The following is a 23,661-nucleotide window of genomic DNA, read 5'->3' on the forward strand; positions in this document are numbered from 1 at the left end:
TATTTTTCTTAAGCTGTATTTGTATTTTTACTCGATATGTGTAACTTTTTGTCAAAAAAAAGCTCATTTACTTCAACGCCTAAAATTTCTGATATTTCTTTAGCTTTTTCTAAACTCGGCTTTGTACGCCCCATTTCAATATTAGCGTATCCACTTGCATACTTATAGCCGAGTTTTTTTGCCATAAATGTTTGTGATTTCCCTTGAGAAATACGAACTTCTCTAAGTTTTTTTAAAGTCATCTCCTCACCTCCGTTACTCGTTTCGTGTAACCCTTGAATTAATAATACATTACTCGTTTTGTGTAAGTCAACTAATTTTTATTCTTTTTGTGTAACTTTTTATATTCTCTGTGTAAAACATGATAAAATTATTTTAATAACTTAGAAAAAGGTGTATTTGAATGTACGATAGAACACCCAAAATATTAGAAAAATTAAGAGAAGATAAAGGATGGTCTAAAACTGAAGTTGCTAGGCGTTTAGGTATGAAAACTGTATCGACATATGCAAATTGGGAATACGGACTAAGAACTCCTGATAAAGAAATGTTAGCTAGGATTGCAGACTTATATGAGACAAGTACTGACTACTTACTTGGTAGGACAGACGTAATTAAAGAAGAAACGGCTACATATAAAACATCTAATGAACAATTATTAACTCCTGAGGACCTAAAAGTCCTCGAAGAAATAAAAAAACATCCAGTCCTATTTCATGATTTAGCCAACGCACCTGAGAAAAAAATTAAGCAACTTATTAAGATGTGGGAATTCATCAAGAAGGACCTTGAAGAAGATGATGATCACGACGATATTATTGAAGATTAAAAGCTACCCGTAAAATAGGTAGTTTTTATTACACCAAGGAATGAGAAATTTATGCAGATAAGTAATATCTTACAAAGAACCACAAGTGATTGGTGGGAAGAAAGAGCAAATAAAGTACTATCTCATTTCAATTTTTCCAATCCAGATGAGATAGATATGTACGATATATGCTGGAAGTATGGAGTAAAGATTAAACCATTGGACAAGCACTTCTATTATGGAGAAATTAAAGATGGGATTAAGGCTATGTCGTTCCCAAAAGAAAGTGGCCGACGCGGAGTTATTTACCTTAAACCTGATTTGGATCCAATCGAGAAAAAGATAATCTTAGCTGAAGAGTTTAGCCATTGCTATTCCCACCACATTTCACAAGTTTCAATGAATAGTAGTTTTATAGCTAAGACCGAAGCACAGGCAAGAAGGATGGCAGCATACTTACTTATGCCCTTTAAGTTTCTAAAGAACGTTTTTGTTGCAGCAGCAGATGAGGCTATAATGATTTCTGATATTGCAGACTATTTTATCGTTACGGAAGAGTTTGCAAGATACCGCTTGGAACTTATATATAACCGTCGTGTTGATGGGTTTGGGGCAACTGTTAATGGTAAGTTAGGGAGTATTGAGTGGATTTAGTAAAGGCTTTGAAATGAAAGGTTTTATATAAGAAAACAAAAGGCTTACGTAAAGGGGTGGGAGAGTATTGGTGAACATTATAGAAATAGATGCATTTCTAAAGGAACTTGGTGACGATAAGCCAGGGATGAGTAAACCAATCCAAGTAATCGGGAGCGACGGTAATACATATATTCTAAAGAACCAAAATGTATATGACCCTAGAATTCAAAAATGGGTGTTTTGGGATAGTATGTTTATTCAAGAAGTATTAGTTTATAATATTTGTAAATACCTTGATATAAAGGTCCCTAACTGTGTTATTGCAAACATTGATCAAGCATTTATTGAAAATGCCCCAGCATTAAAGTTTGAACATAGGTATTCGGTAGGGTTCCATTTTGCAAGTGGGTTTATCGAAAATATTGAAGACAATATTTTGAATGGGTATAGAATGTTAATACAAATGGGTAAACCTTATATTAAGACTCCGTGGAAAAAATTTTTCCAAAGAATCCATAATACAGACGATATAGCAAAAATAATCGCACTAGATTTATTAACTGCTAACTTTGATAGATTCGGAAATGAAGGTAATCTAATGATTGCAAAAGAAAATGGAAAAAGATATGTTTACGCAATAGATCATGGACATTGCTTTAACGGTCCTAGTTGGGATATAAATAAAAGACAAGAACTATTAAACATGGCCAATCCAAAAAGCTATGTTCAAAAAGTTTTATCGGATCTTCATACTTATTCTGGCGCACCATTATCTGGACTAGGTGTTATGTTTAAAGCATTAGACCAACACATTGATGTTTCAAATCCATCTGATCATTCATTTATGGATGTAGTAAAGAAAATTGAAAATATAAATACTTCAATTATAGATGGATGGTTTAATAATATACCTGGTGAATGGTATGTAGATAAAATTAACCAAATATCCTTTTATAAACAATATATACTAAAGAAAAAAGAATTTATTAGGGTATTGATTAACCAATTAGCAATGAATAGGGCTTTTGAAAGTTACACAGGAGGTGAATTAGAGTGGAGAGAAAGCCGTACTGGTACTCTGTAATTCAATATTATCCTAACTCAGTAAAAGGTGAAGTATTAAATGTTGGAGTCATTATTCATCAACCTGATTCAGGTTCTGTAAGACACTTCATACTTGATACGGGAAATATTAAATTAAGAGGTATTTTAAGTAACCAAGTTAATTTTGATTCGTATAAAATTCAAAAGGAATATTTTGAATACTATTTAGAAAAATTACCAAATAGTAATGATCTACTAATCCCTAACGTATTCACACATACTTTTTTATTAGAATTAGCCAAAGAATTCCCACCGGATTTTAAAGCTTCAGAACCTACGTTTGCTTTAACTAACAATTTAGATACATTATTTAATCAATTATTATCTGCTTATATTGGTAGCGATTTTATTAACCGTGATGATTACCAACAAATTACTACCAAAAAATATGTGAGGAATTATTTCGATGAAAGAAAACTTATTGATCGAAAAGTAAAGCCTAACGTTAAATTCACTCCGATTAAAAACGTTGAGAGCATGCACTTTTTGATAGACTTTGTATACAAAAATGGCGTATTAAATTTTATGCAGGCTGTTCCATCTAATAAAGATCATTTTACAAATTGGTTTACAAAAATAAACACTATTACAAATGTAATGCAAGATGATTTAGGATTTCACTTATTATACGATAGTACAGATAAATTAAATGAGGACAAGACAGTAAAACAAACACTTTCATACCTTCAATCAAAAGATCAACGGATAAACATCATAGATATTCATACCGGTGATTTCGAGATGTTCTGTAGAAAGATCGAAAGTGACGGAAAAGATGTTGAAGATTATGAAAGTGAATTAATACTTTTACAAGGAGCTTAATATTTCCTCTTTCACCATAGGTGTCTATTGCATCTGCAATATGGATACCTATTTTTTCACACAAAAACCGAACATAAGTTCCTATAAACAACCTATATGAAAGGATGAAAAAAATGGCAAGTTTCCAACAGCGTGGCAAAAATTCATTCTTATTAACTGTTGAAGCAGGATATAATTCAAAGGGAAAACGTTTAAGGCGCACTAGAACAATTAAAATAGAAGATGAATCACTTCTAAAAACGAAAAAGAAACTAAAAGATTACCTAAATGATGAATTGTTAAAGTTCAAAATGGAAGTAGAAGCTGGTGCCTATATTGCTCCAGAAAAAATGACTTTGGAGAAATTTATAACTGAGTGGGAAAAGAAGTATGCAGATAAAGAGCTTTCCGAAACTACTCTCTCAAGCTATTTATCTCAAATTAAAAACCATATCATACCAAATATCGGTCACTTACGAATCGATAAGATTACTCCAATTCATATAATTCATTTATTAGATAATATGGAGAGGGTAGATGGAAAAAATGAACCCATTTCTGTTAGATCTAAACAGGGGACTTATTTGGCAATCAGAAACATTCTTCAACGCGCTGTAGAGTGGAAAATCATCAAGAATAATCCCGTTGCAGATGTAAAAAAGCCAAAAGAAAATAATATGGTAGATAAAGAAATTAATGTCTATGATGAAGATGAAGTTGAAGCTTTATTCAAAGCAGCACAAAATCAACCATTTCATTGGAGGATCTTCCTAACATTAGCACTTGCAGCTGGATTAAGAAGAAGTGAGTTATTAGGGCTTGAATGGTCAAAAATTGATTTTAACAATAATTCTATTAATATTACACAGGTTGTAGTTAAGGGTAGGATCGGTGCAACTATCAAAAGTCCAAAGTCTCGAAAATCCAAACGTGTAGTTTCTTTACCTCCTTCCGTAATGGAAGAACTAAAAGCATATCACCTTCATTGGAAGAAAGAAAAACTACAACTAGGAGAAATTTGGACTGAGAAAGAACATGAGTGGCTATTTTGTAACCAAAATGGTACTCATTTTTATCCAACTACTCCTACTACCTGGTGGAGACGCTTTATAAGTAATGCAGGTGTACGTTTTATTCGTCTGCATGATCTTAGACACACGTCTGCAACGTTATTAATTAATCAAGGGGTTCATGCTAAAATAATTTCTGAAAGACTTGGTCATGCCGATATTCGTATTACTATGGATACCTATGGTCATGCTCTACAGAAAGCAGATCAAGAGGCTGCAAATAAATTAGATAGTATTTTTATGAAACGAGAAGCAAAATAAAAGGTTGTTGACGGATTGTTGACTAAATCCGTCAACAACTATCCAAAATCATCATAATTAAACTAGAAGCAAACGGACTGAAACCTTGTAGCAACAGGGATTCTCCTAGTTATTACTTACTTTTCATATTTAATACTTTAGACTGGCAGCCAAAAGGTCAGCGGTTCGATCCCGCTATGCTCCATCTATATATTTCTATAAAAAAAGAACACCACCTCTCATAATGTTAGAGGTGGTGTTTTACTATATGATTTTCCTAATCTATATCATTTACAATAAGCTTCGGTGTAAACTGTACATGCTCCCCTCCATAAAACTCGATAACATTAGAAGGAAATCCTGGAACTGTAACAGCCTTTAACCGAAATTGTGTTTTACCATTTTTATTAATAGAAGTTAAAGAACTTGTTGGCAGCATTATTTCAACATATTCAGTTTGAGTTGGTTGAAAACTAGTTACATTTGCTATTGTTGCTACAGCACTATAGTCTCCTTGTTCTATTGAAGACGTACTGCCAAAATAACCATTTTTCATATCTATATTTATAGAGGAAACTGATCCTTGCTGACTTTTAATATATATTCTTAATTTTACTGAGGAAATTGTTTCGGAAGATAGCATACTTGTGTCAAATGAGAGAATGCCTCTATATGTGTCCGTATTATACATTCCCTTATCTCCGACTTTAATATCCCCACTTCCTCTTCCATCAGCAGAAAACTGGCCTACAAAGCCATCTTCACTCCAAATAGACGGTATATGAATAGCCTCATTAGGCGGAGGGTCTACCCTATCCTCATCTATCACATATATTTCTTCTTTTATTTCTTCCGTATTTCCATCACTATCGACAGAAAAGTATTTTATCGTAGTATTTTGTGTAACCGTTATTGGAGAAGTGTATACATCAGAATTAGTTGTTGGTGTCGTTCCATCCGTACTATAAAAAGTTGTGGCAGGTTTATTTGTATGAAGTTCTACTGTAATCGGAGCTGAGTATATTCCTCCAGGTGGGGTTGCATTAGTAATTAGAGCATCTTCGTCTTCATCATTGCTAAATGTTTCAAAGAAATCCCACATCATTCTACTTGCATTTGGTCCTTGAGGGTCTGTATAACTTCCTTGGGAGCTGCCTCCTGACCAGGCATGGCCCATGTTTTGAACGACAACCTTTTTCATGAATACTTTTCCGTCTCGAGTCTCATAGTCACTAACTGTATAATTTCTTCCTCCAGGTACCGATAAATTCGTAATAGCTTCAGGTTGATCATCAATCCAACCGTCTTCTAGTCCGTTTTGTGCCAGATCATTCGTTACAGCCCATTGACTAATAACCTGGTCTGCGTTTATAGGGGCAACAGTGTAATCAGAAGTACCATGAATAACGATAACCGGGATGGGGTTTGCATATTGTCCCATCGCATCGTACGCAATTCTTCCTTGATTTTGAGGGTTTGGTCCACCATTTGACATCGCAGTAAATGCATTAATCATTGAAGTAGCAGCTTTGTACTCAAGACCAGCTCCAACTCCTATACCAGAAAATATATCCGGATACGTAACCCCCATAATAACGCTCATAGCACCTCCAGCTGATAATCCAGAAACATACACTTTTTCACCATTAATAGAGTAGTTATTTTTTACTTGATTGACCATACCTGCAATAACACTTGGTTCACCACTACCACGCGATTGGTGAGCTATTTCGAACCAATTCCAACACTTATTGGAGTTTGCAGATGATGTTTGTTCTGGGTATAGTACTAGAAATTCTTCCTCATCCGCGAGAAGGTTCATTTGTGTCCCAGTAGCAAATTGATTGGCATCTTGTGTACACCCATGAAGCATGACATATAAAGGATAAGACTTACTTGAATCATATTGATCAGGTACATATAATTTATACGGTTTCCCTCCAAAAGAGCCAGATAGAAACTGGCCTGTAGCACTAGCGGGAATCGGATACACCATGAATGCACACAACAACATCATCGAAACAAGTACAAACAACCCTTTTTTTACTGTCATAAAATACAACCAACCCCTTTCATATCATGAAAATTTATTATAATGAAAAGGGGTTACAAATGGGTTACAGTACGAGCTTTTGATCTAACATTTTAATTCCGCTCCCGGCCTCGCGTAGTAAATCCACAATATGATGGCACATAAAAGATAGTAAGAAATGAAAACGTAAAGAGCAAATTGAGAACCACCAAACCATTCAAATGACCAGCCAAATAATTTTGGTATAAAAAATCCACCAAACGCGCCAATTGCGGCACTAAAACCAATTGCTGCGGGTGTTTCTTTCGGTCCAAATATAATAGGTATCATACGAAAAATAGATCCATTTGCAATTCCACCAGCTAAAAAGAGAATCATGAACATAAGGTAAAATCCTAAAAAACTACTTGTATTTTCCCCTACAAAGTAAACAACACCACCCGTTCCAAACACCATGATAATAACTGCAATGAAAGTAACAATTGCCCCTCCAAATTTGTCAGCAAAATACCCTCCTACCGTGCGAAAGCTTGCGCCTAATAAAGGTCCTAAAAAAGCAAATTGAAGCGCATTTACTTCAGGAAATTGTTTTGTTATTAATAGAGGAAAAGCTGCTGAGTAACCAATAAACGAACCAAATGACATAATATATAGAATTGTAATTAAATACATATGTTTTCCTTTAAAGACTTGAGCTTGTTCTAATAGTGAGACTTTAGGCGCTGGTAGGTTGTTCATACCAAAAAAAGCAAAGATAGAAATAACTACTAAAGGTATAACCCAAATAAATGCACCATTTTGTAACCAAATTGATTCGGTACCATTTTCAGACATCATCTTTTGAGGCCCACCTAACAACATTCCAAATAACGGAATCCCTACTACAGCGGGAGCTACAAATTGCACAACACTTACTCCAAGATTTCCTATCCCACCGTTAATTCCTAAAGCTGTTCCTTGCTTGTCTTTCGGGAAAAATGGACCAATATTCGCCATAGAAGATGCAAAATTAGCCCCTCCTACCCCACAAAGAGCAGAAAGAATCGCCATCGTAAAGAACGGAGTATTTGGGTTCTGTATCGCTAGTCCTATTCCTATTGCTGGAATTATTAAAACAATCGTGCTAATAACCGTCCAATTACGTCCACCTAAATACGTAATCGCTATAGAATAAAAAAGGCGAAGTACAGCTCCAACTAACGCTGGTATTGCAGTTAGTGTAAACATTTGATCTGTAGTATAAGTAAAACCTACACTCGCTAAATTTATAGTCATTACAGACCACATTTGCCAAATACAAAATGCTAAATGAAGTGCTAAAGTTGAAATGATAAGATTTCGATAGGCTATTTTCTTCCCTATCCTCTCCCAAAATATTGGATCACTTGGATTCCATTCTGTTAGTCTCATGTTAAATGCCCCTTATCCATTATTAGCGGTTTACTGCTTATTTCAAGAAAAATTAATAAGTTTAGTTTTTATTAAAAGTCGTTAACTATTCATTAGAATCAATTAAACCTATTAAAATATCGTATTTTAAAAGAAGAAATTGGAATAATAACAGCAAACATAGATAAGAAGAAGGGGCATCGTTATGAATTACTATCCGTATGAAGAATCCTTTTTGTTTACAAAAAAGGCTGCGCGAAATTCATTTATCGTTTTAGTACTTGTATTCTTTTCTGTTTATTTCGGTTCTGAAAGATTAGGATATGTTGACTTAGCACTATATGGATACTTGTGGGCAACAATTGTTTGTTTTGTTTTATTAACAATTCGGATTACATCTTGGACTTTACGACCACCAACTCGAAGACTTTGGAAGCAAGGAATAAAAATGATGTTAAGTCCAAAAGGCTTAAAGTTTGTTTTGCAGACTTTGTATTCGAACATAGGGGAGCAAAAATTTATTCGAAGCCGCTCTTATTATCGTTGGATACAACATATGTTCATTTCCTGGGGGGTACTTATATCGTTTGGTATTACTTTTGCCCTCGTTTTAAACTGGCTTCATTTTGAATTAGAAGGAACGAAAACATATGTAGCCGTATTTTTCGGTATACCACTTTTTCGCATGCCAGCAGATTCTATTATCGCTATCATTATTTATCACGGACTAAACTGGGCTGGCATTGCAGTCATTATTGGTTGTGGGATGGCTATGTATCGACGTGTAACGGACCAAAAGAAATTGGTGGAGCAATCAAAAGAGTACGACTTCTTTCCATTAATTTTACTCATTGCTATTTCAATAACTGGTTCTCTACTAACTGTTTCAGCCATTTGGATGGAAGGTTTCTTTTACATGGGGATGGCAATTATTCATCAAGTTACTGTCATTGTTTTTTTACTTTACTTTCCTTTCAGTAAATTTTGGCATCTACCGCTTAGATTTTTAGCAGTCGTAGTACCAATGTATCATGCAATGGAGGAACAAAAGCCTTGTGTCAAATGTGGGCGAGAATATGCGACAAAAACCCAAATTAGTGACGTACAATTAACTCTGCAAAAGCGACATTTACCACTACCTATTGATAATACTGAACATCATTTTTCTGATATGTGCGCTGAATGTAGAAGGGTTAGTCACCGACTCGGTGGATATAATGCAAAAATCAAGCTAGAACATAGTAATTTAGTTTTAGAGAGTAACGGAAGAAACGGCTTACAGAAAGGAGATTAATATGTCTCATATACAAAACGAAAACTACTCACAACGAAATTATGAGCCTATCACTCGTGATGGTGAGGAACTAATTTCGACCCATTGCTGTTTTTGTGGTATGCAATGTGGGATGAATATCCGTGTTAAAACTGTGGATCAATCGGTCGTAGGTGTTGAGCCGCGCTATGATTTCCCTATGAACGGTGGACGTCTTTGTCCGAAAGGTGTTGCTGCATACAGACAGGCTGAACATCGTGAAAGAATTTTACATCCGCTTATTCGTAAAAATGGGCAACTCGTGAAAGCGACTTGGGATGAAGCATTAGATTTAGTCACTTCGAAAATTCAAGACATTCAAGGGAAATACGGAAAAGATGCTTTCGGTCTCTATAGTGGCTCATCTATGACAAACGAAAAGTGTTACATAATGGGGAAATTTGCGCGAATAGGCTTAGGTACGAAAAATATAGATTATAACGGAAGATACTGTATGTCTTCAGCCTCTTACGGATTTAATCAAAGTGTAGGGATTGATCGTGGCTCTACTAATCCTTGGTCTGATATAAAAGAGGCGGATGTTCTTGTATTAGCAGGCTCTAACACAGCTGAATGTCATCCATTATCTATGCCTTATATTTGGGGTGCTCGTGATAAGGGTGCAAAGATCATTGTTATTGATCCAAGAGAAACAAAGACTGCGTTAGTAGCAGATGTACATTTAGATATTCGGCCTGGAACTGATGTGGCTATCGGAAATGGCCTATTGCACGTCATGATTGCCGATGGTCTAGTAGATGAACAATTTATCGAACAGCATACGACTGGGTATGAAAGATTAAAAGAAGTTGTTGCATCCTATACTCCACAAAGAGTAGCAGAAATTACTGGAGTTGCTCCAGAAAAAATTATTACAGCAGCACGACTATATGGACAAGCAAAAGAAGGTATGGTCATGTTCGCTCGTGGTGTTGAACAACATGCAACTGGTACTGATGCTGTTTCCACATATGTAAACTTGTCCCTAGTGTCTGGAAAAATTGGAAAAAAAGGTTCTGGATTTGCGACCTTTACAGGTCAAGGAAATGGACAAGGTGGTCGAGAACACGGTCAGAAAACGGATCAACTCCCAGGATTCCGTAAAATTACCGATCCAAAAGCCCGTGAATACATTGCAAGTGTATGGGGTGTAGAGGAATCAGAAATCCCTGGTCCTGGTCTTAGTGCATTTGAAATTCTTCAACAGTTAGGAAAAGAAATAAAAGGACTTTTATTAGTTTGTAGCAATCCCATCGTTTCTTCGCCTTCTATTGGTGATGTTGGTGAATATTTAAAGGGCCTAGATTTTTTCGTAGCAATTGATATGTTTATGTCCGAATCCGCTGAACTTGCAGATGTTGTACTTCCCTCAACTGTTTGGATTGAAGATAACGGAACAACAACAAATGTAGAAGGTAGAGTCGTACGTTTAAAAGGGATAAATCGAAGACCCGGTGAAGTGAAAGCAGACTGGGAAATCATTTCCGAAATTGCCGACCGTTTAGGACGAGGAAAATACTTTAAGTATAATTCTCCAGAGGAAATTTTTAATGAATTGCGTGTTGCTAGTAAAGGGGGTATTGCCGATTATTACGGAATCACATATGAAAAGCTTGAAAAAATGCAAGGAGTATTTTGGCCTTGTCCAACTGAAGATGATGAAGGAATGCCAAGACTTTTTGAAGATAAAAAGTTTAATTTCCCTGATGGAAAAGCAAAAATTTTAGCTTTTGAGCATAAAGGACCTAACGAACAAGTAAGTGAAGAATTCCCACTAATTTTATCTACTGGGCGAGTTGTATATCATTATTTAAGTGGTAATCAAACGAGAAGAATTGAAGCACTAACTAATTTTTGTCCTGACCCATATGTAGAAATACATCCAAATACAGCAAGACAATATAATATCGGAAACGGTGAACTTGTAAAAATATCAAGTCCACGAGGACATATTAAAGTAGTAGCAAAAATAACAAAGATTATTAGAGAAGATATGATTTTCGTTCCTTATCATTGGGGAAAGCAACTCGCCATTAATCATTTAACGAACCCTGCTCTAGAACCAAAGTCTAAAATACCAGAGTTTAAGGTTTGTGCAGCAAAACTAGAAAAAATAGAAACTTTAGGTGAAAAACATGGGTAATAGAGTTCTTTATATTGATTATGAACGTTGTATCGGATGTCGTGCTTGTATTATTGGTTGTGAGGAATGTAGTGGACATGATCATTTATCTAGAATGTTTGTAGATGAATTAAATCCTGGAGAAACTGTCGCTACATCCCCTACCCCTTGTATGCATTGTGAAACACCAGCTTGTGCTGAATCATGCCCAGTTCAAGCAATTTCAGTTACAGATGATGGCTTTGTATTATCTGCTTCTTTAGAAAAATGCATCGGGTGTAAAAACTGTACGTACGCTTGCCCTTTTGGAATTCCAAGAGTAGATGACCAAAAGAAAGTAATGTATAAATGCGATATGTGCTATGACAGAACACAACAAGGAAGGCCACCTATGTGTGCTAGCGTATGTCCAACGGATACTATTCAGTTTTTAGATGAAGAAGAATTAAAAAATTCCCCTGCAAAACCAGTTCAATACAAATGGGACTTTGGAGGTACTGTTATAGAAACGAAAACTGTTATCGGCCTTCCCGATACAAAAAACAATCGTTTTGGATTTTGGGATAACGAAGAGGTGTCATCATGAATAAATTTGAAGAGTTTCTTCGAAAAATAACGTTTAACATTAAACGAGGTAATGAGTTAGAACTTAATCGTAGGGGCTTTATCGCCTCTACTTTATCCTTAATGGGAGTGTTCTTCTTAAGCTCTACTCCACTATTAGCAGTAGCGAAGTGGAAAGAAAATCAAGCGGAAGCTAATTTAGAGCACTTTATTGTAAATGAAGGAGACTTAGCGGTAGGAGATAGTTTTACATTTCATTTTCCTAATGAAAATGATCCAGCTCTTTTAATTCGAATTTCTGAGGATGAATATCGCGCTTATAACATTAAATGTACTCACCTAATGTGCCCTGTTTATTTTGAAAAGGAAACAACGGAGCTAATTTGTCCTTGCCATCACGGGTTTTTCAATGTAGAAGATGGTTCTGTAATAGCCGGTCCTCCCCCAAGAGGGCTGCCTATCGTTGAATTGACTTTTAAAAATAACGGCATATACGCAGTAGGTGTGACCCAGACGGAACACCATTAGGAGGTGAAAATCAATGAAAATGGCTTGGTGGGTGTTTATGAGCTTATTAACTGTTCAAATAGTACTTGTGCAGTTTATGGCAGAAGAATTTTTAGCCGGTCATTATGATGATTTGCATTATTACTTTTGGTCACTTGGATTTATGTTCCTCGTAACAATCATAACATATATATTTTTTAGAAAAGCAGACAAAGTACTTAATTAACTGATTAAAAAAGGAGTGTCATATATGGAATCATCTAATACAAATGGAGTTGAAGAAAAGTTTTTTGAAAAAATTAAACAAGATCCTAACCTTCAAGATTTATTTAACAACATTGACTTTGATCGTTACAAGCATCATCCAGAAACATTTTACTCGCATGCCTTTGAGGAAGGTACATATTCAGAAGAAGATATCGCAAATGCTCATCTACACCTCTCGTTAGAAGGAAAACATTTTGATTCTATGATTGACCACTTCATTTCTTCGCTCGATTCCAATAGTGATACTTATGAAAAAGCAAAACAAGCTCTAGAACGATATAGAAATATTGTTATTAAATAAACTCGCAAATCGCAAGTCCTTGTGACAAAGCGATTAGCGAGTTTTTCTACGAATTAAACAAGTAAACCATTAGAAATAGTTATGTCCGAGTCTCTTTTTAAGCTATTGAGGAATCTAGCCTGTCAGCTAGTTCCATATATTTATCATGCAGCAAATTTCCTTTTTTATAAATGGAAGGTTCAAAATCCTTCTCATTAGGAGCAATAATTGGTAGCCTCGCAATAAGCTCTGTCCCTAGTTTAGACGCTAATTGCTCTGAACCACCTTTTCCAAAAATATAGTATTTTTGATTATGGTCGGGTGGTTGGAAGTAGGACATATTCTCTACGATTCCAACAAATTTATGGTTATTATTATGTGCCATCTTTCCTGCTCTCTCAGCTACATGAGAGGATGTTGGGTGTGGAGTTGTTACTAAAATTTGTTGTGAATTTGGTATTAAGCGATTTACATCCATCGCGACATCCCCTGTACCAGGTGGCATATCAATAATGACGTAATCTAAGTCTCCCCAAATGACATCATTTATAAATTGATTAATAACTTTACCAAGCATAGGTCCTCTCCAAACAACAGGGTCGTTATTTTTCACAATAAATCCCATCGACATCACTTTTACACCATGCGATTCGACGGGAATTATTCTATTGTTCATTGATTTCGGTCCGTGACTAATATTCATCATACTGGGAATACTGCTTCCATAAATATCAAAATCTATAAGAGCTACTTCTTTCCCCATTTTGCTTAAGGAAACAGCAAGATTAGCAGAAACAGTTGATTTACCCACACCGCCTTTTCCTGAGATAACAGAAATAACATTACCAGACAACAACTTTTAACTCCTCCTTTATTGACAATTTTTCATGGATTCATGAACATATCCAATCCATTTACTCCAATTCCGAATAATATAAGCTCGTTCACCTAACTCTGTATATCCTAAAAAACTATTGGAATCATCAATCGTTCCTTTTACGTCTAATTGGATAGATTTTATTACTTCATGTAATAAAATGTATTCCTTTAGTTCAAGATCCTCCAAAAAGGAAATTTCAATCAAATTATCGTTAACTTTTACATCCGCTATCTGTTTATCCAGTTTTTCCGGGAAAACTTTATAATAGTTATGTTCATATTTTTTTATGTATGGGGATGAAAAATCTGTAAAAGTATTATTTACAGAAGAGTATGTAATTTTTGTCACTAACATTAAGTTGTCAACCTCCTATTAATTAGTATGGACAAAACATTAGTAACATCATACTCCATTATTTTTCCCCATAAAAGAGAGTTTGCCAATATAATTAGCAAACTCAAAAGTTAAATTCTTTTTCATTTAAATAAGACTTCGTTTAATGCCTGTTGTAATGTCCCTTTAAAATCTGCATGGTGATTGAAATTAATACCTGTTAATACAACACCTCTTACAATTTCGGGGCGTAAACCAGTTAAAATAGTTCTACAACCCATCATCGATGCTCCTTCTATTATTTTCATGAAGTCATTTGTGATTTCTTCATCGATGTGAGCTATACCTGATAGATCTATTATTAACGTTTGAATATGCTTTTCCTTAATTTCAAATAAAACTTTTTCTTGGATAGTCATACTTCTTTGGCTATTTATTGTTCCAATTAGAGGGAGAACGCATATTTCTTTATTAATTGGTATAATAGGTACAGATAAGTTTTCCACTAATTTTCGATGATCTTCAAGTAATTCATCTTTATACTTCGAATAATTAATAAAAAAGTTAGAAAAAAATTGATCAATATATTCATTGTAGTTTTTTTCTTTTTCATAGAACGCTTCAAGACTTAAGGTTTCCCCTCTTAACTTGTCGTAATGGTAAAGAAAATTCCAAAGTGTCCTTCTTAATGCTTGAATCCATTCTAATTTAAAAGCTAACGTTAATTGATATTTAGCCCAAACAATCCCTTCTGCTTTAGCAAAAGCAATTAATTCTTCTTTTCTTTCTTCAATTACAAAAAGTACGATATTATTAGCATTTTTTAATAGATTAATATTACCAATTGCACGGATTTCCTCAATTTTATCTTTTACATTTATTGCTTCATTTAATAATTTCCCCTCGAAATATTGCTGATTTTCTAATATAAATTCTTTCAATGAAAAGTTGTTTTTAAAAGAAAGTTCCATTTTATCCTCCATTTATTATGATAAGTAAAATTATGTATATAGTCTATTTTACTAAATTAAGAGTGGATTTGAAATATATTCCCTTAATATTATGAATAATTATACGAACTTACAACTAATGTATTTAAAATTTATCCCTTGTATTTAGTATAGCTTAGATTCGATTGTTTTTTTTTCATCTAGACGCTTTTTACCTTAAATTGTTGCTTTTGTACTATATAGTACATGATGGAGTTTTTTCCTTAAAAAATAAAAAGGTATTTTCGCTTACTTTATAGAAGTAGATAACTGGATAATCTTTACACCTTAGGAGGTATCGATCATGAAAGGCTATTTAAAATGGCTAGCCGTTATTTCTTTACCTATCATCCTTATCGTAATTTCTTTATTATTTCTAACTGACATTTTTACTCCAAAATCAGAAGTACAACTTACAGTCGAGGAATCTGAGCAAGGAGCTATTTTTCTTATAGAAGAGGAAAAAGAAGTTGTTGAAGGGGAATTTACACTAGATATGTCGGAAGCTTCTATACAAAGAGCGATTCATTTAATGTCTCATCAAAAAGTGAAAGCAGATCAAAAATGGGGGGCTATCCCATTATCACCTGAAAGAGTGGAAAGACTACTCGAAATAGTGCAACTAAATCGAGATGATTACGCACATGCAGATGTATATGAAAGCATATTAATCCGATGGTCTAAACAAGATTTTTCTAGAGCTGATCATGACCATAACGCAATATGGAAATTACAAAACGGTACGGTAGGTAAGGCAACAGGTTTATTAACAGCAGAAGAGGAAGAAGCTTTTATTCGAAAGCATTTTAAATCACGTTAAGGTAGTCAGGAATAATTCCTTCCGTTTGTCAAACTATATACAAAAAAGACTACTTAACGGAGGGATTAATATTGGATTATCATGAACCGATTCATGAAATTCGTAAAGCAGTGGAAGAAGCTTGGGAGGCTGTCTACCATACGCAAACAAATAACAATTCTCGTAATTATCAACAATCGATTCAGTTAATTGCTTACGCAAAAGAGCTTTTACATAGCTTTCACGGTAAAGAGCTTAGCCAAGAGGACGAAACAAATCTTTTACGAGCAAAAGAATTATTGCGCCAAGTGGAAGAAACACAGGAAGCACTTACTCTCCGGTACTAACCTACATTTATTTGATGTAGGTTTTTATTTTTCATGTAAAGCTAGGAGAATTCAAGTACAGAATTTATTCACCAGATTTCCCTCTTTATTAGAAAAAAAGAGCTTTAATTCCTTGAAAACCGAAGTATAGCCCAAAAGCGATTAATGATAATCCTGAAACAATAGAAATATTAATAAGACTTTTATATGTTAAAAACTTACGAAATCCAGAAGTAAGACCAGCAATAAATATGTCCCAAAGTGTAAGTCCAATAAATATCATTGTACTATATACAAGAAGATGTGTTGTTCCGTATGAAGTAGCAGTTTTAGCTAATATGGAGCCATAAATACCAAGCCAAAATAAAATAGAAAGCGGACTCGTAATGGACATAATAAACCCTGTTAAAAAGCATTTCCATAATGAATCTTTTTTTCGATTAGCATCAAAGGAAATGTTACTAGCTTTTAATATCCCTTCCACCCCTGAATATATAAGCACAAAACCTCCGAATAACCATAGGAAGATTTGAACAATCGGAATTTCAATAAAATGTACAAGCCCTAAAAAGATTAATATCATGAAAATCGCATCAGCAATCATCGATCCTACACCAACGCTCCACGCATGCCAAAAACCGTTTTTAATCCCTTTATCTAAACGGGCAGAATTAACTGGCCCGATTGGTGCTGCTAATGTAAGACCTAATAATACGTAACTTAATAACACACTAACGCTCAAACTTTCATCACTCCCAAATACAGACTTGTACATTGTATGAGAGAGGTCGTCCAAGTAGGACAACTTTTCAATGATTTTTGGATGGAAATATAACACATATCGTGCAAAGGAAAGGAAATACTAACTAAAGTAACTATATTAACTACATAAGTACATCATGGAGGATAGATAATGGAAATTTACTTTTCACCTGAATTAAGTAAAGAAGAAGCTCAAGTATTAAACATAGTAAATCAACAAGATAAAGCGGTAGGATATTTATCGTATATCATGAAAGAAAAGAAAATATATGTATTTGGACATCTTGAAGTGGAAGGGGTAGAAGAAGATTTTAAAGATTTAGTAAAGCCTTACTTAAAAGGAATCGAAAAATTAACGGAAGAAGCAGAAGTATTTTCACACCTATCAGTAGGCGGGAAAACATTGAATCTTGATGAAGAGGAAGAAGAAAAGTAAAGTAAATTATCTTCATGTTGTTGGCTTAAGTTTACAGGGGTTTATTGTTGGTGTTAGTAAAACCTATGGGAGGGGAAACCCACTAAATAAACATATGGAGGTAAACCCTTATGCATACTACACAACATGGTACACAGCAAATAAACCAAACCCGTCAACTTGCGCAGCAACTTATCAATCAAACACAACAAGGTAGTCAACAATACAGAGCGATGCTACAGCAAGAACAACAAAACATCCAAATGCTCGAACAAATACTACAACGAGAAAAACAAGCTGCACAATATATTGAGCAAAGTTTACTCAACCACGAGTTAGCCATTCAACGTTGTCAAGAAATCGTAAACATGTGCAATCAAATGCAACATGAGCTAAGTGGAATACATCCTAATCAAGGGTTTACAAGCAATGCACCATATCAAAATCAACATCTTTATCAAAACCAAGCACAATATCGCATTCCAGCTTTTACAAATAATTAAAACTGCCCACGCATAATATCATAAATAAAAAGCCAGTATCGCTATAGATACTGGCTTTTCTTTAAGTAGATTGTTCTTCTTTCTTCCACTTTCTACTCAATATTAATGTGCAAATCCCGATAACCCCCACGAAAGCAAAACTTACATAAAATCCAAAACGGCTAGTTTTTTCTACTACTGTACCACTAACTGCTGCAATAATGAAAAGGATACCTAGAAAAGCGAGGATTTTATCCCACATTTTATTATCTAAGTTTTTCAATGCTGATACTATAATAAACATCCAATTATATAAGAGTAAGATTCCTGCTGCAGTAGTAATATACTCAAATATTTTTCCCGGTAATAGTAAGGCAGCTATAACAGACGAAAGGAGGCCAACTACGGCTAATGATAAAGATGCTAATGGTAACTCTCTAAACTTTAATTTCTTTTCAAATAATTTTGGTGCATCTCCACTTTTAGCCATTGTTACTAGTAAAGTTGTAACCCCAAACAAAGCAGCTGTCATAGTTGAAAATCCAGCGATAATAATTGCTGCATTGAACACATGCGGAAAAAACGTAAGGTCATAATTCGCTAATGCTGTTACGAACGGACTCTCTTTTTCAGTAATTTTCGTGTAAGAGACTAATGTAACAACAAGTGTTAAAGAAATTAAATAAATAATAGCAAGTAAAGTTAACATTACTTTACCAGCTTTAGGCGCATCTTCCCTATGCTTTAACTCCATCGCCATTAAACCTATTACCTCTACTCCGCCATAAGCATAAAAAGCAAAAATGAGGGAACCCCAAAATCCTTTCAATCCCTCAGGGAAAAATTCGGTATACGAAGTTGGGACTCCAGGTCTCCCCTCTGCACTTCCGTCGATTATCCCTATAAATACTAAAGCACCTATAATAATAAACATAAGAATTGCGGACGTTTTAATTATCGCTAGTACATCTTCTACTTTTCCAAAACCTTTCGCTCCCAATAACACAACAAGAATGGACAGTGCTGCATATATCGCAGCAAAAATCCAGAGCGGAACATGAGGGAACCAAAATTTTGAAAGCAAGCCTAATGCCGTTAACTGACTTCCTATAATTAAAATATTTGCGCTCCAAAAATTCCATCCACAACTAAAACCTGCCCATCTACCATACGCTTTATTTGCGTAATAACAGAAGGAGCCATCTTGCGGATCCTCTGCAGTCATTTTCGCTAACAAATTGTATACAATATACGTTCCGAGAGCGGCAATAAGGAATGATATCACGATTGAAGGACCAGTTGACTTAATGCCTAATCCTGACCCTAAAAAGTATCCAATTCCGATTGTACAACCTACTCCAATAAGAGATAGGTGCCACCAAGAAATACCTTCCTTATTTTCTCCCCCTCCACTTCCTCCACTTTGGCTAGAATATTTTTGAAACACACTACTCATATTTTGTTTATCAACCATAGTTTTCTCCTTTATTAGCATATAGAAAAAGATTAATACTTGTATGTAACTAACTACATAAGAACGGTATGTCTTTTATATATTTTGTTATAGTATTTGAAAATTGTACGTTATTATTTGTCCAAAAATTTATTTCTTTTTTAGTCGTACAAGCATCCTTCTCTGAATAAGTATGGAAAAGATACTTTATTGGAGGTTTTTTGATGAACTCAATTTTCACATATGTTTTACTTGGGGTTTCATTAGCAGCACCTGTCGGGCCAGTTAATGCTGCTCAATTAGATAAAGGAATTAAATTTGGTTTTTTTCATGCGTGGGTATTTGGAGTTGGCGCATTAATTGCAGATGTCATATACATGCTATTAGTTTATTTAGGAGTAATACATTTTATTGAAACACCTTTTATGCAAACATTCCTATGGTTATTTGGTTTTTTCGTTCTTACGTACACAGGGATTGAAAGCTTGTTAGCCTCTGTAAAAATAAATAGGAGCGCAAAAGAAGAAGGAAAGGAAAGATTAAGAAGCTCCTTTTCTACTGGTTTTATTATGTCTATTTCAAACCCACTAACGATACTTTTTTGGCTTGGCATATATGGGTCTGTTTTAGCTAAAAATGCAACAACCCTTTCAAGTAACCTTTTAATCGTTTACAGTTTAGCGATAATAGCCGGTATATTACTTTGGGATTTTACGATGGCAACAGTATCTAGCGTTGCAAGAAGGTTACTTCATTCCAACTTACTTAGATTTATTTCCATTGCTTCTTCATTATCAATGATCGGCTTTGGCTTATATTTTGGATATGAAGCAGTGAAAATTTTATTTTTATAACAAAAATAGGCCTGGTCCTTCCTTGCAGGCCTATTTTTCTAAAAAATTTCTTGATTATCTAACATGGCTGCTTCCATCGCTATTTCATACGCATCTAGTATTGCCTCTTTTTCTTCTGTACTATATATTCCTACTAAATATTGTTCTCCTCTATCTTCTTCAACCTGCATGACAACAGTGGCCTTTCCATCAGATAAAAGGGCATATGATTTTCCTTCCATCTCAAACAAAGCTTCTACCGTACATTCCATTTCTTCTCCGTCTATATTTTTTATTACAATTGTATCTCTAAAGTCATCTAATTCCATCGGTATCACCTCCTTTTACATATCTTGGTATAGTTTGTCCTTTAAATAGATTTATATGTCCGTTTGTTTATTATTTCCTTCAAAAAAGGGTTGTATTTTTATGCACATTCGTGTATTTTATAAATATTCATTAAAAGTTATATTTATAAAAAGGGGATACCACTATGGAAATCGGTTCAGCTAAGACAGAAACAACGGAAATAACACAATCTAAATACTCATCAAAACAGTTAATAAAATTCCTCATTCCTTCCTTAATTGGTGTTTTATTATTTTTAATACCGATAAAAATTAACGGAAAAGTAACGATTGGCCTTGGGGTTATGGCAGATTGGTTACAAGGTGCAATTGGGGCACATATACCAACGTTTATGACTGTTGTTTTATGTGTATCCGCTATTGGTAGTTTACTAGTTAAGATTGCTCCTGCTTCGGTAAAGAAAAATAGTTTTATAAATACTTTATTTAACATAAGTCCTTTTTGGTTAATACTTAGAATAATCGGTGCATTATTCGCAGTTTTTACATTATTAGGATTTGGTCCTTCTGCCATTAACTCCGCATATACAGGTGGAGTAGTTTTATACGATCTTATTCCTGTGTTAATGGTGTGGTTTTTATTTGCAAGTTTATTTATGCCACTACTGCTTGAGTTCGGCTTAATGGACTTTATTGGTACAATAGTTAGAAAAGTAATGCAACCACTATTTAAATTACCTGGTCGCTCTTCTATCGATGCAATGGCATCTTGGATGGGAAGCGGAACGGTAGGTGTTCTATTAACAACACAGCAATATGAGTCTGGTTATTATACAAAAAGAGAAGCATCAGTTGTAGCAACAAACTTTTCGATTGCCTCCATCGCGTTTAGTCTCGTTATAGCGAAGTTTTTAAATATTGACCATATGTTTGTACAGTTTTACTTTACAGTTATCGTAACGGGAATAGTTGCTGCTGTTATTTGTCCAAGAATTCCTCCTTTGTCACGTAAGAAAGATACGTATTATGAGCCAGTAGGGCAAAAAATTCATGAGTCTGTTCCAAGCGGAATGTCTACGTTCCAATGGGGAGTAAAACAAGCAGTTGAAAAAGCAGATCAAGTGAAAAGTGCGAGACAAGTAGTACAAAAAGCTGTCTTTAATGTAGTTGATATTTGGATTGGACTAATTCCTTTAGTAATGGCAATTGGAACGGTGGCACTAATTATTGCAGAGTTCACCCCAATTTTTAATTACTTATCTTATCCATTCGTGCCTTTATTAAATTTATTGCAAATCCCTGAAGCAAGTGCGGCTGCTCCAGCGATGATTGTAGGGTTTGCGGATATGTTTTTACCGGCAGTAATCGGTAGTGGCATTGAATCTGAATTAACGAGATTTGTTATTGCAGTTATGTCTTTAACGCAATTAATTTATATGTCCGAGATTGGTGTATTACTTATTAAATCTAAAATACCTTTATCTCTTTTAGAGTTGTTTATTATTTTCTTACAACGTACTATTATTACATTACCAGTTGCAGCTTTAATGGCACATTTACTATTTTTCTAACATCTAGGAGGTTAAACACATGAATCAAGATTGGGGTCATTTAGTACACAACATGTCGAAGCGGTTAGCACCGAGCATGGCAAAAGATCATCCTAATTTACCGGTAATAAAAGAAGAAGGGTGCTATTACTATGGATTAGATGGTAAAACATATTTAGACTTCACTTCAGGAATTGCAACGACTAATGTAGGTCATCGCCACCCAAAAGTGGTAGAAGCAATTAAAAAAGGTGCTGACGAATTAGCGCACGGGCCTTCTGGAGTCATTATCTATGAATCTATATTAACGTTAGCAGACCGTCTAGCTGAAAAATTACCTGGGGAACTAGATTGCTTCTTTTTCGCCAATAGCGGTACAGAGGCCATTGAAGGTGCTATAAAACTAGCAAAACATGTGACAAAACGCCCCTATATTGTTTCCTTTATCGGTTGTTTTCACGGGCGTTCAATGGGAGCTTTAAGTGTCACAACTTCGAAAAGTAAATATCGAAAATTCCAACAGCCTCACGGGTCTTATCAAGTACCGTACGCTAACACCGCAGAGGCACCTAATGGAATCGACCCTGAAACTTATGTAGTGGAACAATTAGAAAAAGATTTTAAACGTTTGTTTAATCACCAAGTTACACCTGAAGAGGTTGCTGCTGTTATTGTAGAACCTGTTTTAGGGGAAGGTGGTTATATAATCCCTCCTAAAGCTTGGCTAAAAAAAGTTCGAGAAATTTGTGATCAACATAATATATTACTTATTTTTGATGAAGTACAAACTGGTTTCGGGAGAACTGGGGAAATGTTCGCCGCTCAAACATTTGAAGTAACGCCTGATATTATGGCAATTGCAAAAGGAATTGCCAATGGTTTACCGTTGAGTGCAACGGTAGCATCTCATGAACTTATGCAGCAATGGCCGTTAGGAAGTCATGGAACGACATTTGGGGGAAATCCTATCGCTTGCCATGCAGCTCTAGCTGTTTTAGACGTGATAGAGGAAGAAAACATTTTACAAAATACAAAAGAAGTTGGAGCATACGCTGTTGAGCAACTTCAAAAATTAAAAGCAAAACATTCCGTAATTGGGGAAATACGTGCGGTCGGATTAATGATTGGCATTGAAATTGTTCATCCTACTTCAGGTGAACCAAATGGTGAAGCTTTATTTGAAATACTTGATTTAGCCTTAGAAAAAGGTGTTCTATTTTACTTCTGTGGAAATAACAGTGAAGTTATTCGAATGATTCCACCATTGACTGTTACAAAAGAGCAAATTGATGATGGATTAAAAATGTTAGATGAGGCTATTTCTATATATGAAGAAAAAACTCTTTAATAGGAAAAAGGATGAACTAGAAACAGATTGTTCCTAGTTCATCCTTTTTTA

The 23,661-nt window shown here is 34.9% G+C and carries 27 protein-coding genes; 18 read left to right on the forward strand and 9 right to left on the reverse strand.

The annotated features are described in order from the left end of the window. Positions 1-8: 8 nt before the first annotated feature. Entirely contained in the window at positions 9-242 is a 234-nt protein-coding gene (locus BC6307_RS18185; RefSeq protein WP_066412354.1) for a helix-turn-helix transcriptional regulator, read from the reverse strand. 161 nt (positions 243-403) lie between these two features. On the opposite strand from BC6307_RS18185, the gene BC6307_RS18190 reads away from it, so the two are divergent. The 5 genes from BC6307_RS18190 (at position 404) to BC6307_RS18210 (ending at position 4,680) form a co-directional block, all read left to right on the forward strand. Further along, positions 404-829, forward strand: a complete 426-nt coding sequence (locus BC6307_RS18190; RefSeq protein ID WP_066412352.1) for a helix-turn-helix domain-containing protein — start codon at positions 404-406, stop codon at positions 827-829. 51 nt (positions 830-880) lie between these two features. Continuing rightward, positions 881-1,462, forward strand: a complete 582-nt coding sequence (locus tag BC6307_RS18195; protein WP_066412349.1) for an ImmA/IrrE family metallo-endopeptidase — start codon at positions 881-883, stop codon at positions 1,460-1,462. 67 nt (positions 1,463-1,529) lie between these two features. Further along, positions 1,530-2,528, forward strand: a complete 999-nt coding sequence (locus BC6307_RS18200; protein WP_066412346.1) for a hypothetical protein — start codon at positions 1,530-1,532, stop codon at positions 2,526-2,528. Continuing rightward, positions 2,498-3,370, forward strand: a complete 873-nt coding sequence (locus tag BC6307_RS18205; RefSeq protein WP_066412344.1) for a DUF3037 domain-containing protein — start codon at positions 2,498-2,500, stop codon at positions 3,368-3,370. Before BC6307_RS18200 ends, BC6307_RS18205 begins: the two co-directional genes overlap by 31 nt. A gap of 113 nt (positions 3,371-3,483) precedes the next feature. After that, positions 3,484-4,680, forward strand: a complete 1,197-nt coding sequence (locus BC6307_RS18210) for a tyrosine-type recombinase/integrase (protein WP_066412342.1) — start codon at positions 3,484-3,486, stop codon at positions 4,678-4,680. A 256-nt stretch (positions 4,681-4,936) separates the two neighbouring features. On the opposite strand, the gene BC6307_RS18215 is transcribed toward BC6307_RS18210, so the two are convergent. Together BC6307_RS18215 and BC6307_RS18220 are read right to left on the reverse strand one after the other, a co-directional pair. Then, positions 4,937-6,712 (reverse strand): extracellular catalytic domain type 1 short-chain-length polyhydroxyalkanoate depolymerase, encoded by a 1,776-nt coding sequence (locus tag BC6307_RS18215; RefSeq protein WP_066412340.1) that lies wholly within the window; start codon positions 6,710-6,712, stop codon positions 4,937-4,939. 84 nt (positions 6,713-6,796) lie between these two features. Next, a complete protein-coding gene (locus tag BC6307_RS18220) occupies positions 6,797-8,101 on the reverse strand; it encodes an MFS transporter (protein WP_066412338.1) in 1,305 nt (434 codons plus the stop codon). 184 nt (positions 8,102-8,285) lie between these two features. On the opposite strand from BC6307_RS18220, the gene BC6307_RS18225 reads away from it, so the two are divergent. Genes BC6307_RS18225 through BC6307_RS18250 form a run of 6 tightly spaced genes read left to right on the forward strand, consistent with a single transcriptional unit; the run spans position 8,286 to position 13,153 of the window. Then, positions 8,286-9,374 carry a hypothetical protein gene (locus BC6307_RS18225; RefSeq protein ID WP_066412336.1) on the forward strand — a complete coding sequence of 363 codons (1,089 nt, stop codon included), beginning with the start codon at positions 8,286-8,288 and terminating at the stop codon, positions 9,372-9,374. 1 nt (position 9,375) lies between these two features. Beyond that, the gene (gene fdhF / locus BC6307_RS18230) at positions 9,376-11,535 is read left to right on the forward strand and encodes a formate dehydrogenase subunit alpha (protein WP_084380182.1); all 2,160 of its coding nucleotides are present in this window, start codon (positions 9,376-9,378) and stop codon (positions 11,533-11,535) included. After that, complete coding sequence (locus BC6307_RS18235) at positions 11,528-12,100, forward strand: 4Fe-4S dicluster domain-containing protein (RefSeq protein ID WP_066412334.1); 573 nt, start codon at positions 11,528-11,530, stop codon at positions 12,098-12,100. The genes fdhF and BC6307_RS18235 overlap by 8 nt, the downstream gene beginning before the upstream one ends. After that, on the forward strand, positions 12,097-12,606 hold the full coding sequence (locus BC6307_RS18240) for a QcrA and Rieske domain-containing protein (protein ID WP_066412326.1): 510 nt from the start codon (positions 12,097-12,099) through the stop codon (positions 12,604-12,606). Before BC6307_RS18235 ends, BC6307_RS18240 begins: the two co-directional genes overlap by 4 nt. A 13-nt stretch (positions 12,607-12,619) precedes the next feature. After that, a complete protein-coding gene (locus tag BC6307_RS18245) occupies positions 12,620-12,811 on the forward strand; it encodes a hypothetical protein (RefSeq protein ID WP_066412322.1) in 192 nt (63 codons plus the stop codon). Between the two features lie 24 nt (positions 12,812-12,835). After that, positions 12,836-13,153, forward strand: coding sequence for a globin family protein (locus BC6307_RS18250; RefSeq protein WP_066412321.1), 318 nt, complete (start codon positions 12,836-12,838; stop codon positions 13,151-13,153). A 97-nt stretch (positions 13,154-13,250) separates the two neighbouring features. Here BC6307_RS18250 and BC6307_RS18255 read toward each other — a convergent pair whose 3' ends face one another. From BC6307_RS18255 to BC6307_RS18265, 3 genes are all read right to left on the reverse strand, one after another. Beyond that, positions 13,251-13,988 (reverse strand): Mrp/NBP35 family ATP-binding protein, encoded by a 738-nt coding sequence (locus BC6307_RS18255; RefSeq protein ID WP_066412319.1) that lies wholly within the window; start codon positions 13,986-13,988, stop codon positions 13,251-13,253. A gap of 15 nt (positions 13,989-14,003) precedes the next feature. Then, positions 14,004-14,366 carry a hypothetical protein gene (locus tag BC6307_RS18260; RefSeq protein WP_066412316.1) on the reverse strand — a complete coding sequence of 121 codons (363 nt, stop codon included), beginning with the start codon at positions 14,364-14,366 and terminating at the stop codon, positions 14,004-14,006. A 122-nt stretch (positions 14,367-14,488) separates the two neighbouring features. Beyond that, positions 14,489-15,316, reverse strand: coding sequence for an STAS domain-containing protein (locus BC6307_RS18265; protein WP_066412314.1), 828 nt, complete (start codon positions 15,314-15,316; stop codon positions 14,489-14,491). Positions 15,317-15,638: 322 nt separating this feature from the next. Here BC6307_RS18265 and BC6307_RS18270 point away from each other — a divergent pair, with 322 nt between their 5' ends. Both BC6307_RS18270 and BC6307_RS18275 read left to right on the forward strand, forming a co-directional pair. Then, the gene (locus BC6307_RS18270; RefSeq protein WP_066412304.1) at positions 15,639-16,154 is read left to right on the forward strand and encodes a DUF6241 domain-containing protein; all 516 of its coding nucleotides are present in this window, start codon (positions 15,639-15,641) and stop codon (positions 16,152-16,154) included. 71 nt (positions 16,155-16,225) lie between these two features. Continuing rightward, entirely contained in the window at positions 16,226-16,480 is a 255-nt protein-coding gene (locus BC6307_RS18275) for a hypothetical protein (RefSeq protein WP_066412302.1), read from the forward strand. A gap of 88 nt (positions 16,481-16,568) precedes the next feature. Here the strand turns inward: BC6307_RS18275 and BC6307_RS18280 are convergent, their stop codons facing one another. Then, positions 16,569-17,201 (reverse strand): LysE family transporter, encoded by a 633-nt coding sequence (locus BC6307_RS18280; protein ID WP_066412298.1) that lies wholly within the window; start codon positions 17,199-17,201, stop codon positions 16,569-16,571. A 171-nt stretch (positions 17,202-17,372) separates the two neighbouring features. Here BC6307_RS18280 and BC6307_RS18285 point away from each other — a divergent pair, with 171 nt between their 5' ends. Next, positions 17,373-17,657, forward strand: coding sequence for a hypothetical protein (locus tag BC6307_RS18285; RefSeq protein WP_066412295.1), 285 nt, complete (start codon positions 17,373-17,375; stop codon positions 17,655-17,657). 110 nt (positions 17,658-17,767) lie between these two features. Beyond that, complete coding sequence (locus BC6307_RS18290; RefSeq protein WP_066412292.1) at positions 17,768-18,139, forward strand: hypothetical protein; 372 nt, start codon at positions 17,768-17,770, stop codon at positions 18,137-18,139. 61 nt (positions 18,140-18,200) lie between these two features. On the opposite strand, the gene BC6307_RS18295 is transcribed toward BC6307_RS18290, so the two are convergent. Continuing rightward, positions 18,201-19,592, reverse strand: coding sequence for an amino acid permease (locus BC6307_RS18295; RefSeq protein WP_235858053.1), 1,392 nt, complete (start codon positions 19,590-19,592; stop codon positions 18,201-18,203). Between the two features lie 203 nt (positions 19,593-19,795). Here BC6307_RS18295 and BC6307_RS18300 point away from each other — a divergent pair, with 203 nt between their 5' ends. Continuing rightward, complete coding sequence (locus tag BC6307_RS18300; protein ID WP_066412288.1) at positions 19,796-20,425, forward strand: LysE family transporter; 630 nt, start codon at positions 19,796-19,798, stop codon at positions 20,423-20,425. A gap of 38 nt (positions 20,426-20,463) precedes the next feature. Here BC6307_RS18300 and BC6307_RS18305 read toward each other — a convergent pair whose 3' ends face one another. Beyond that, positions 20,464-20,733: a DUF1292 domain-containing protein gene (locus BC6307_RS18305; RefSeq protein WP_066412285.1), complete on the reverse strand. Its 270-nt coding sequence runs from the start codon at positions 20,731-20,733 to the stop codon at positions 20,464-20,466. Between the two features lie 164 nt (positions 20,734-20,897). On the opposite strand from BC6307_RS18305, the gene BC6307_RS18310 reads away from it, so the two are divergent. Continuing rightward, entirely contained in the window at positions 20,898-22,283 is a 1,386-nt protein-coding gene (locus tag BC6307_RS18310; protein WP_066412282.1) for a YjiH family protein, read from the forward strand. A gap of 19 nt (positions 22,284-22,302) precedes the next feature. After that, positions 22,303-23,610, forward strand: coding sequence for an aspartate aminotransferase family protein (locus BC6307_RS18315; protein ID WP_066412279.1), 1,308 nt, complete (start codon positions 22,303-22,305; stop codon positions 23,608-23,610). Positions 23,611-23,661: the final 51 nt, after the last annotated feature.

The organism is Sutcliffiella cohnii (assembly GCF_002250055.1).
Taxonomy (GTDB): domain Bacteria; phylum Bacillota; class Bacilli; order Bacillales; family Bacillaceae_I; genus Sutcliffiella; species Sutcliffiella cohnii.

Bases quoted from the DNA above. Each gene is read 5' to 3' on its own strand.
- BC6307_RS18185 (WP_066412354.1), bottom strand. From the start codon at position 242: ATGACTTTAAAAAAACTTAGAGAAGTTCGTATTTCTCAAGGGAAATCA.
- BC6307_RS18190 (WP_066412352.1), top strand. From the start codon at position 404: ATGTACGATAGAACACCCAAAATATTAGAAAAATTAAGAGAAGATAAA.
- BC6307_RS18195 (WP_066412349.1), top strand. From the start codon at position 881: ATGCAGATAAGTAATATCTTACAAAGAACCACAAGTGATTGGTGGGAA.
- BC6307_RS18210 (WP_066412342.1), top strand. From the start codon at position 3,484: ATGGCAAGTTTCCAACAGCGTGGCAAAAATTCATTCTTATTAACTGTT.
- BC6307_RS18215 (WP_066412340.1), bottom strand. From the start codon at position 6,712: ATGACAGTAAAAAAAGGGTTGTTTGTACTTGTTTCGATGATGTTGTTG.
- BC6307_RS18220 (WP_066412338.1), bottom strand. From the start codon at position 8,101: ATGAGACTAACAGAATGGAATCCAAGTGATCCAATATTTTGGGAGAGG.
- BC6307_RS18225 (WP_066412336.1), top strand. From the start codon at position 8,286: ATGAATTACTATCCGTATGAAGAATCCTTTTTGTTTACAAAAAAGGCT.
- fdhF (WP_084380182.1), top strand. From the start codon at position 9,376: ATGTCTCATATACAAAACGAAAACTACTCACAACGAAATTATGAGCCT.
- BC6307_RS18235 (WP_066412334.1), top strand. From the start codon at position 11,528: ATGGGTAATAGAGTTCTTTATATTGATTATGAACGTTGTATCGGATGT.
- BC6307_RS18240 (WP_066412326.1), top strand. From the start codon at position 12,097: ATGAATAAATTTGAAGAGTTTCTTCGAAAAATAACGTTTAACATTAAA.
- BC6307_RS18245 (WP_066412322.1), top strand. From the start codon at position 12,620: ATGAAAATGGCTTGGTGGGTGTTTATGAGCTTATTAACTGTTCAAATA.
- BC6307_RS18250 (WP_066412321.1), top strand. From the start codon at position 12,836: ATGGAATCATCTAATACAAATGGAGTTGAAGAAAAGTTTTTTGAAAAA.
- BC6307_RS18260 (WP_066412316.1), bottom strand. From the start codon at position 14,366: ATGTTAGTGACAAAAATTACATACTCTTCTGTAAATAATACTTTTACA.
- BC6307_RS18265 (WP_066412314.1), bottom strand. From the start codon at position 15,316: ATGGAACTTTCTTTTAAAAACAACTTTTCATTGAAAGAATTTATATTA.
- BC6307_RS18270 (WP_066412304.1), top strand. From the start codon at position 15,639: ATGAAAGGCTATTTAAAATGGCTAGCCGTTATTTCTTTACCTATCATC.
- BC6307_RS18285 (WP_066412295.1), top strand. From the start codon at position 17,373: ATGGAAATTTACTTTTCACCTGAATTAAGTAAAGAAGAAGCTCAAGTA.
- BC6307_RS18290 (WP_066412292.1), top strand. From the start codon at position 17,768: ATGCATACTACACAACATGGTACACAGCAAATAAACCAAACCCGTCAA.
- BC6307_RS18295 (WP_235858053.1), bottom strand. From the start codon at position 19,592: ATGGTTGATAAACAAAATATGAGTAGTGTGTTTCAAAAATATTCTAGC.
- BC6307_RS18300 (WP_066412288.1), top strand. From the start codon at position 19,796: ATGAACTCAATTTTCACATATGTTTTACTTGGGGTTTCATTAGCAGCA.
- BC6307_RS18305 (WP_066412285.1), bottom strand. From the start codon at position 20,733: ATGGAATTAGATGACTTTAGAGATACAATTGTAATAAAAAATATAGAC.
- BC6307_RS18310 (WP_066412282.1), top strand. From the start codon at position 20,898: ATGGAAATCGGTTCAGCTAAGACAGAAACAACGGAAATAACACAATCT.
- BC6307_RS18315 (WP_066412279.1), top strand. From the start codon at position 22,303: ATGAATCAAGATTGGGGTCATTTAGTACACAACATGTCGAAGCGGTTA.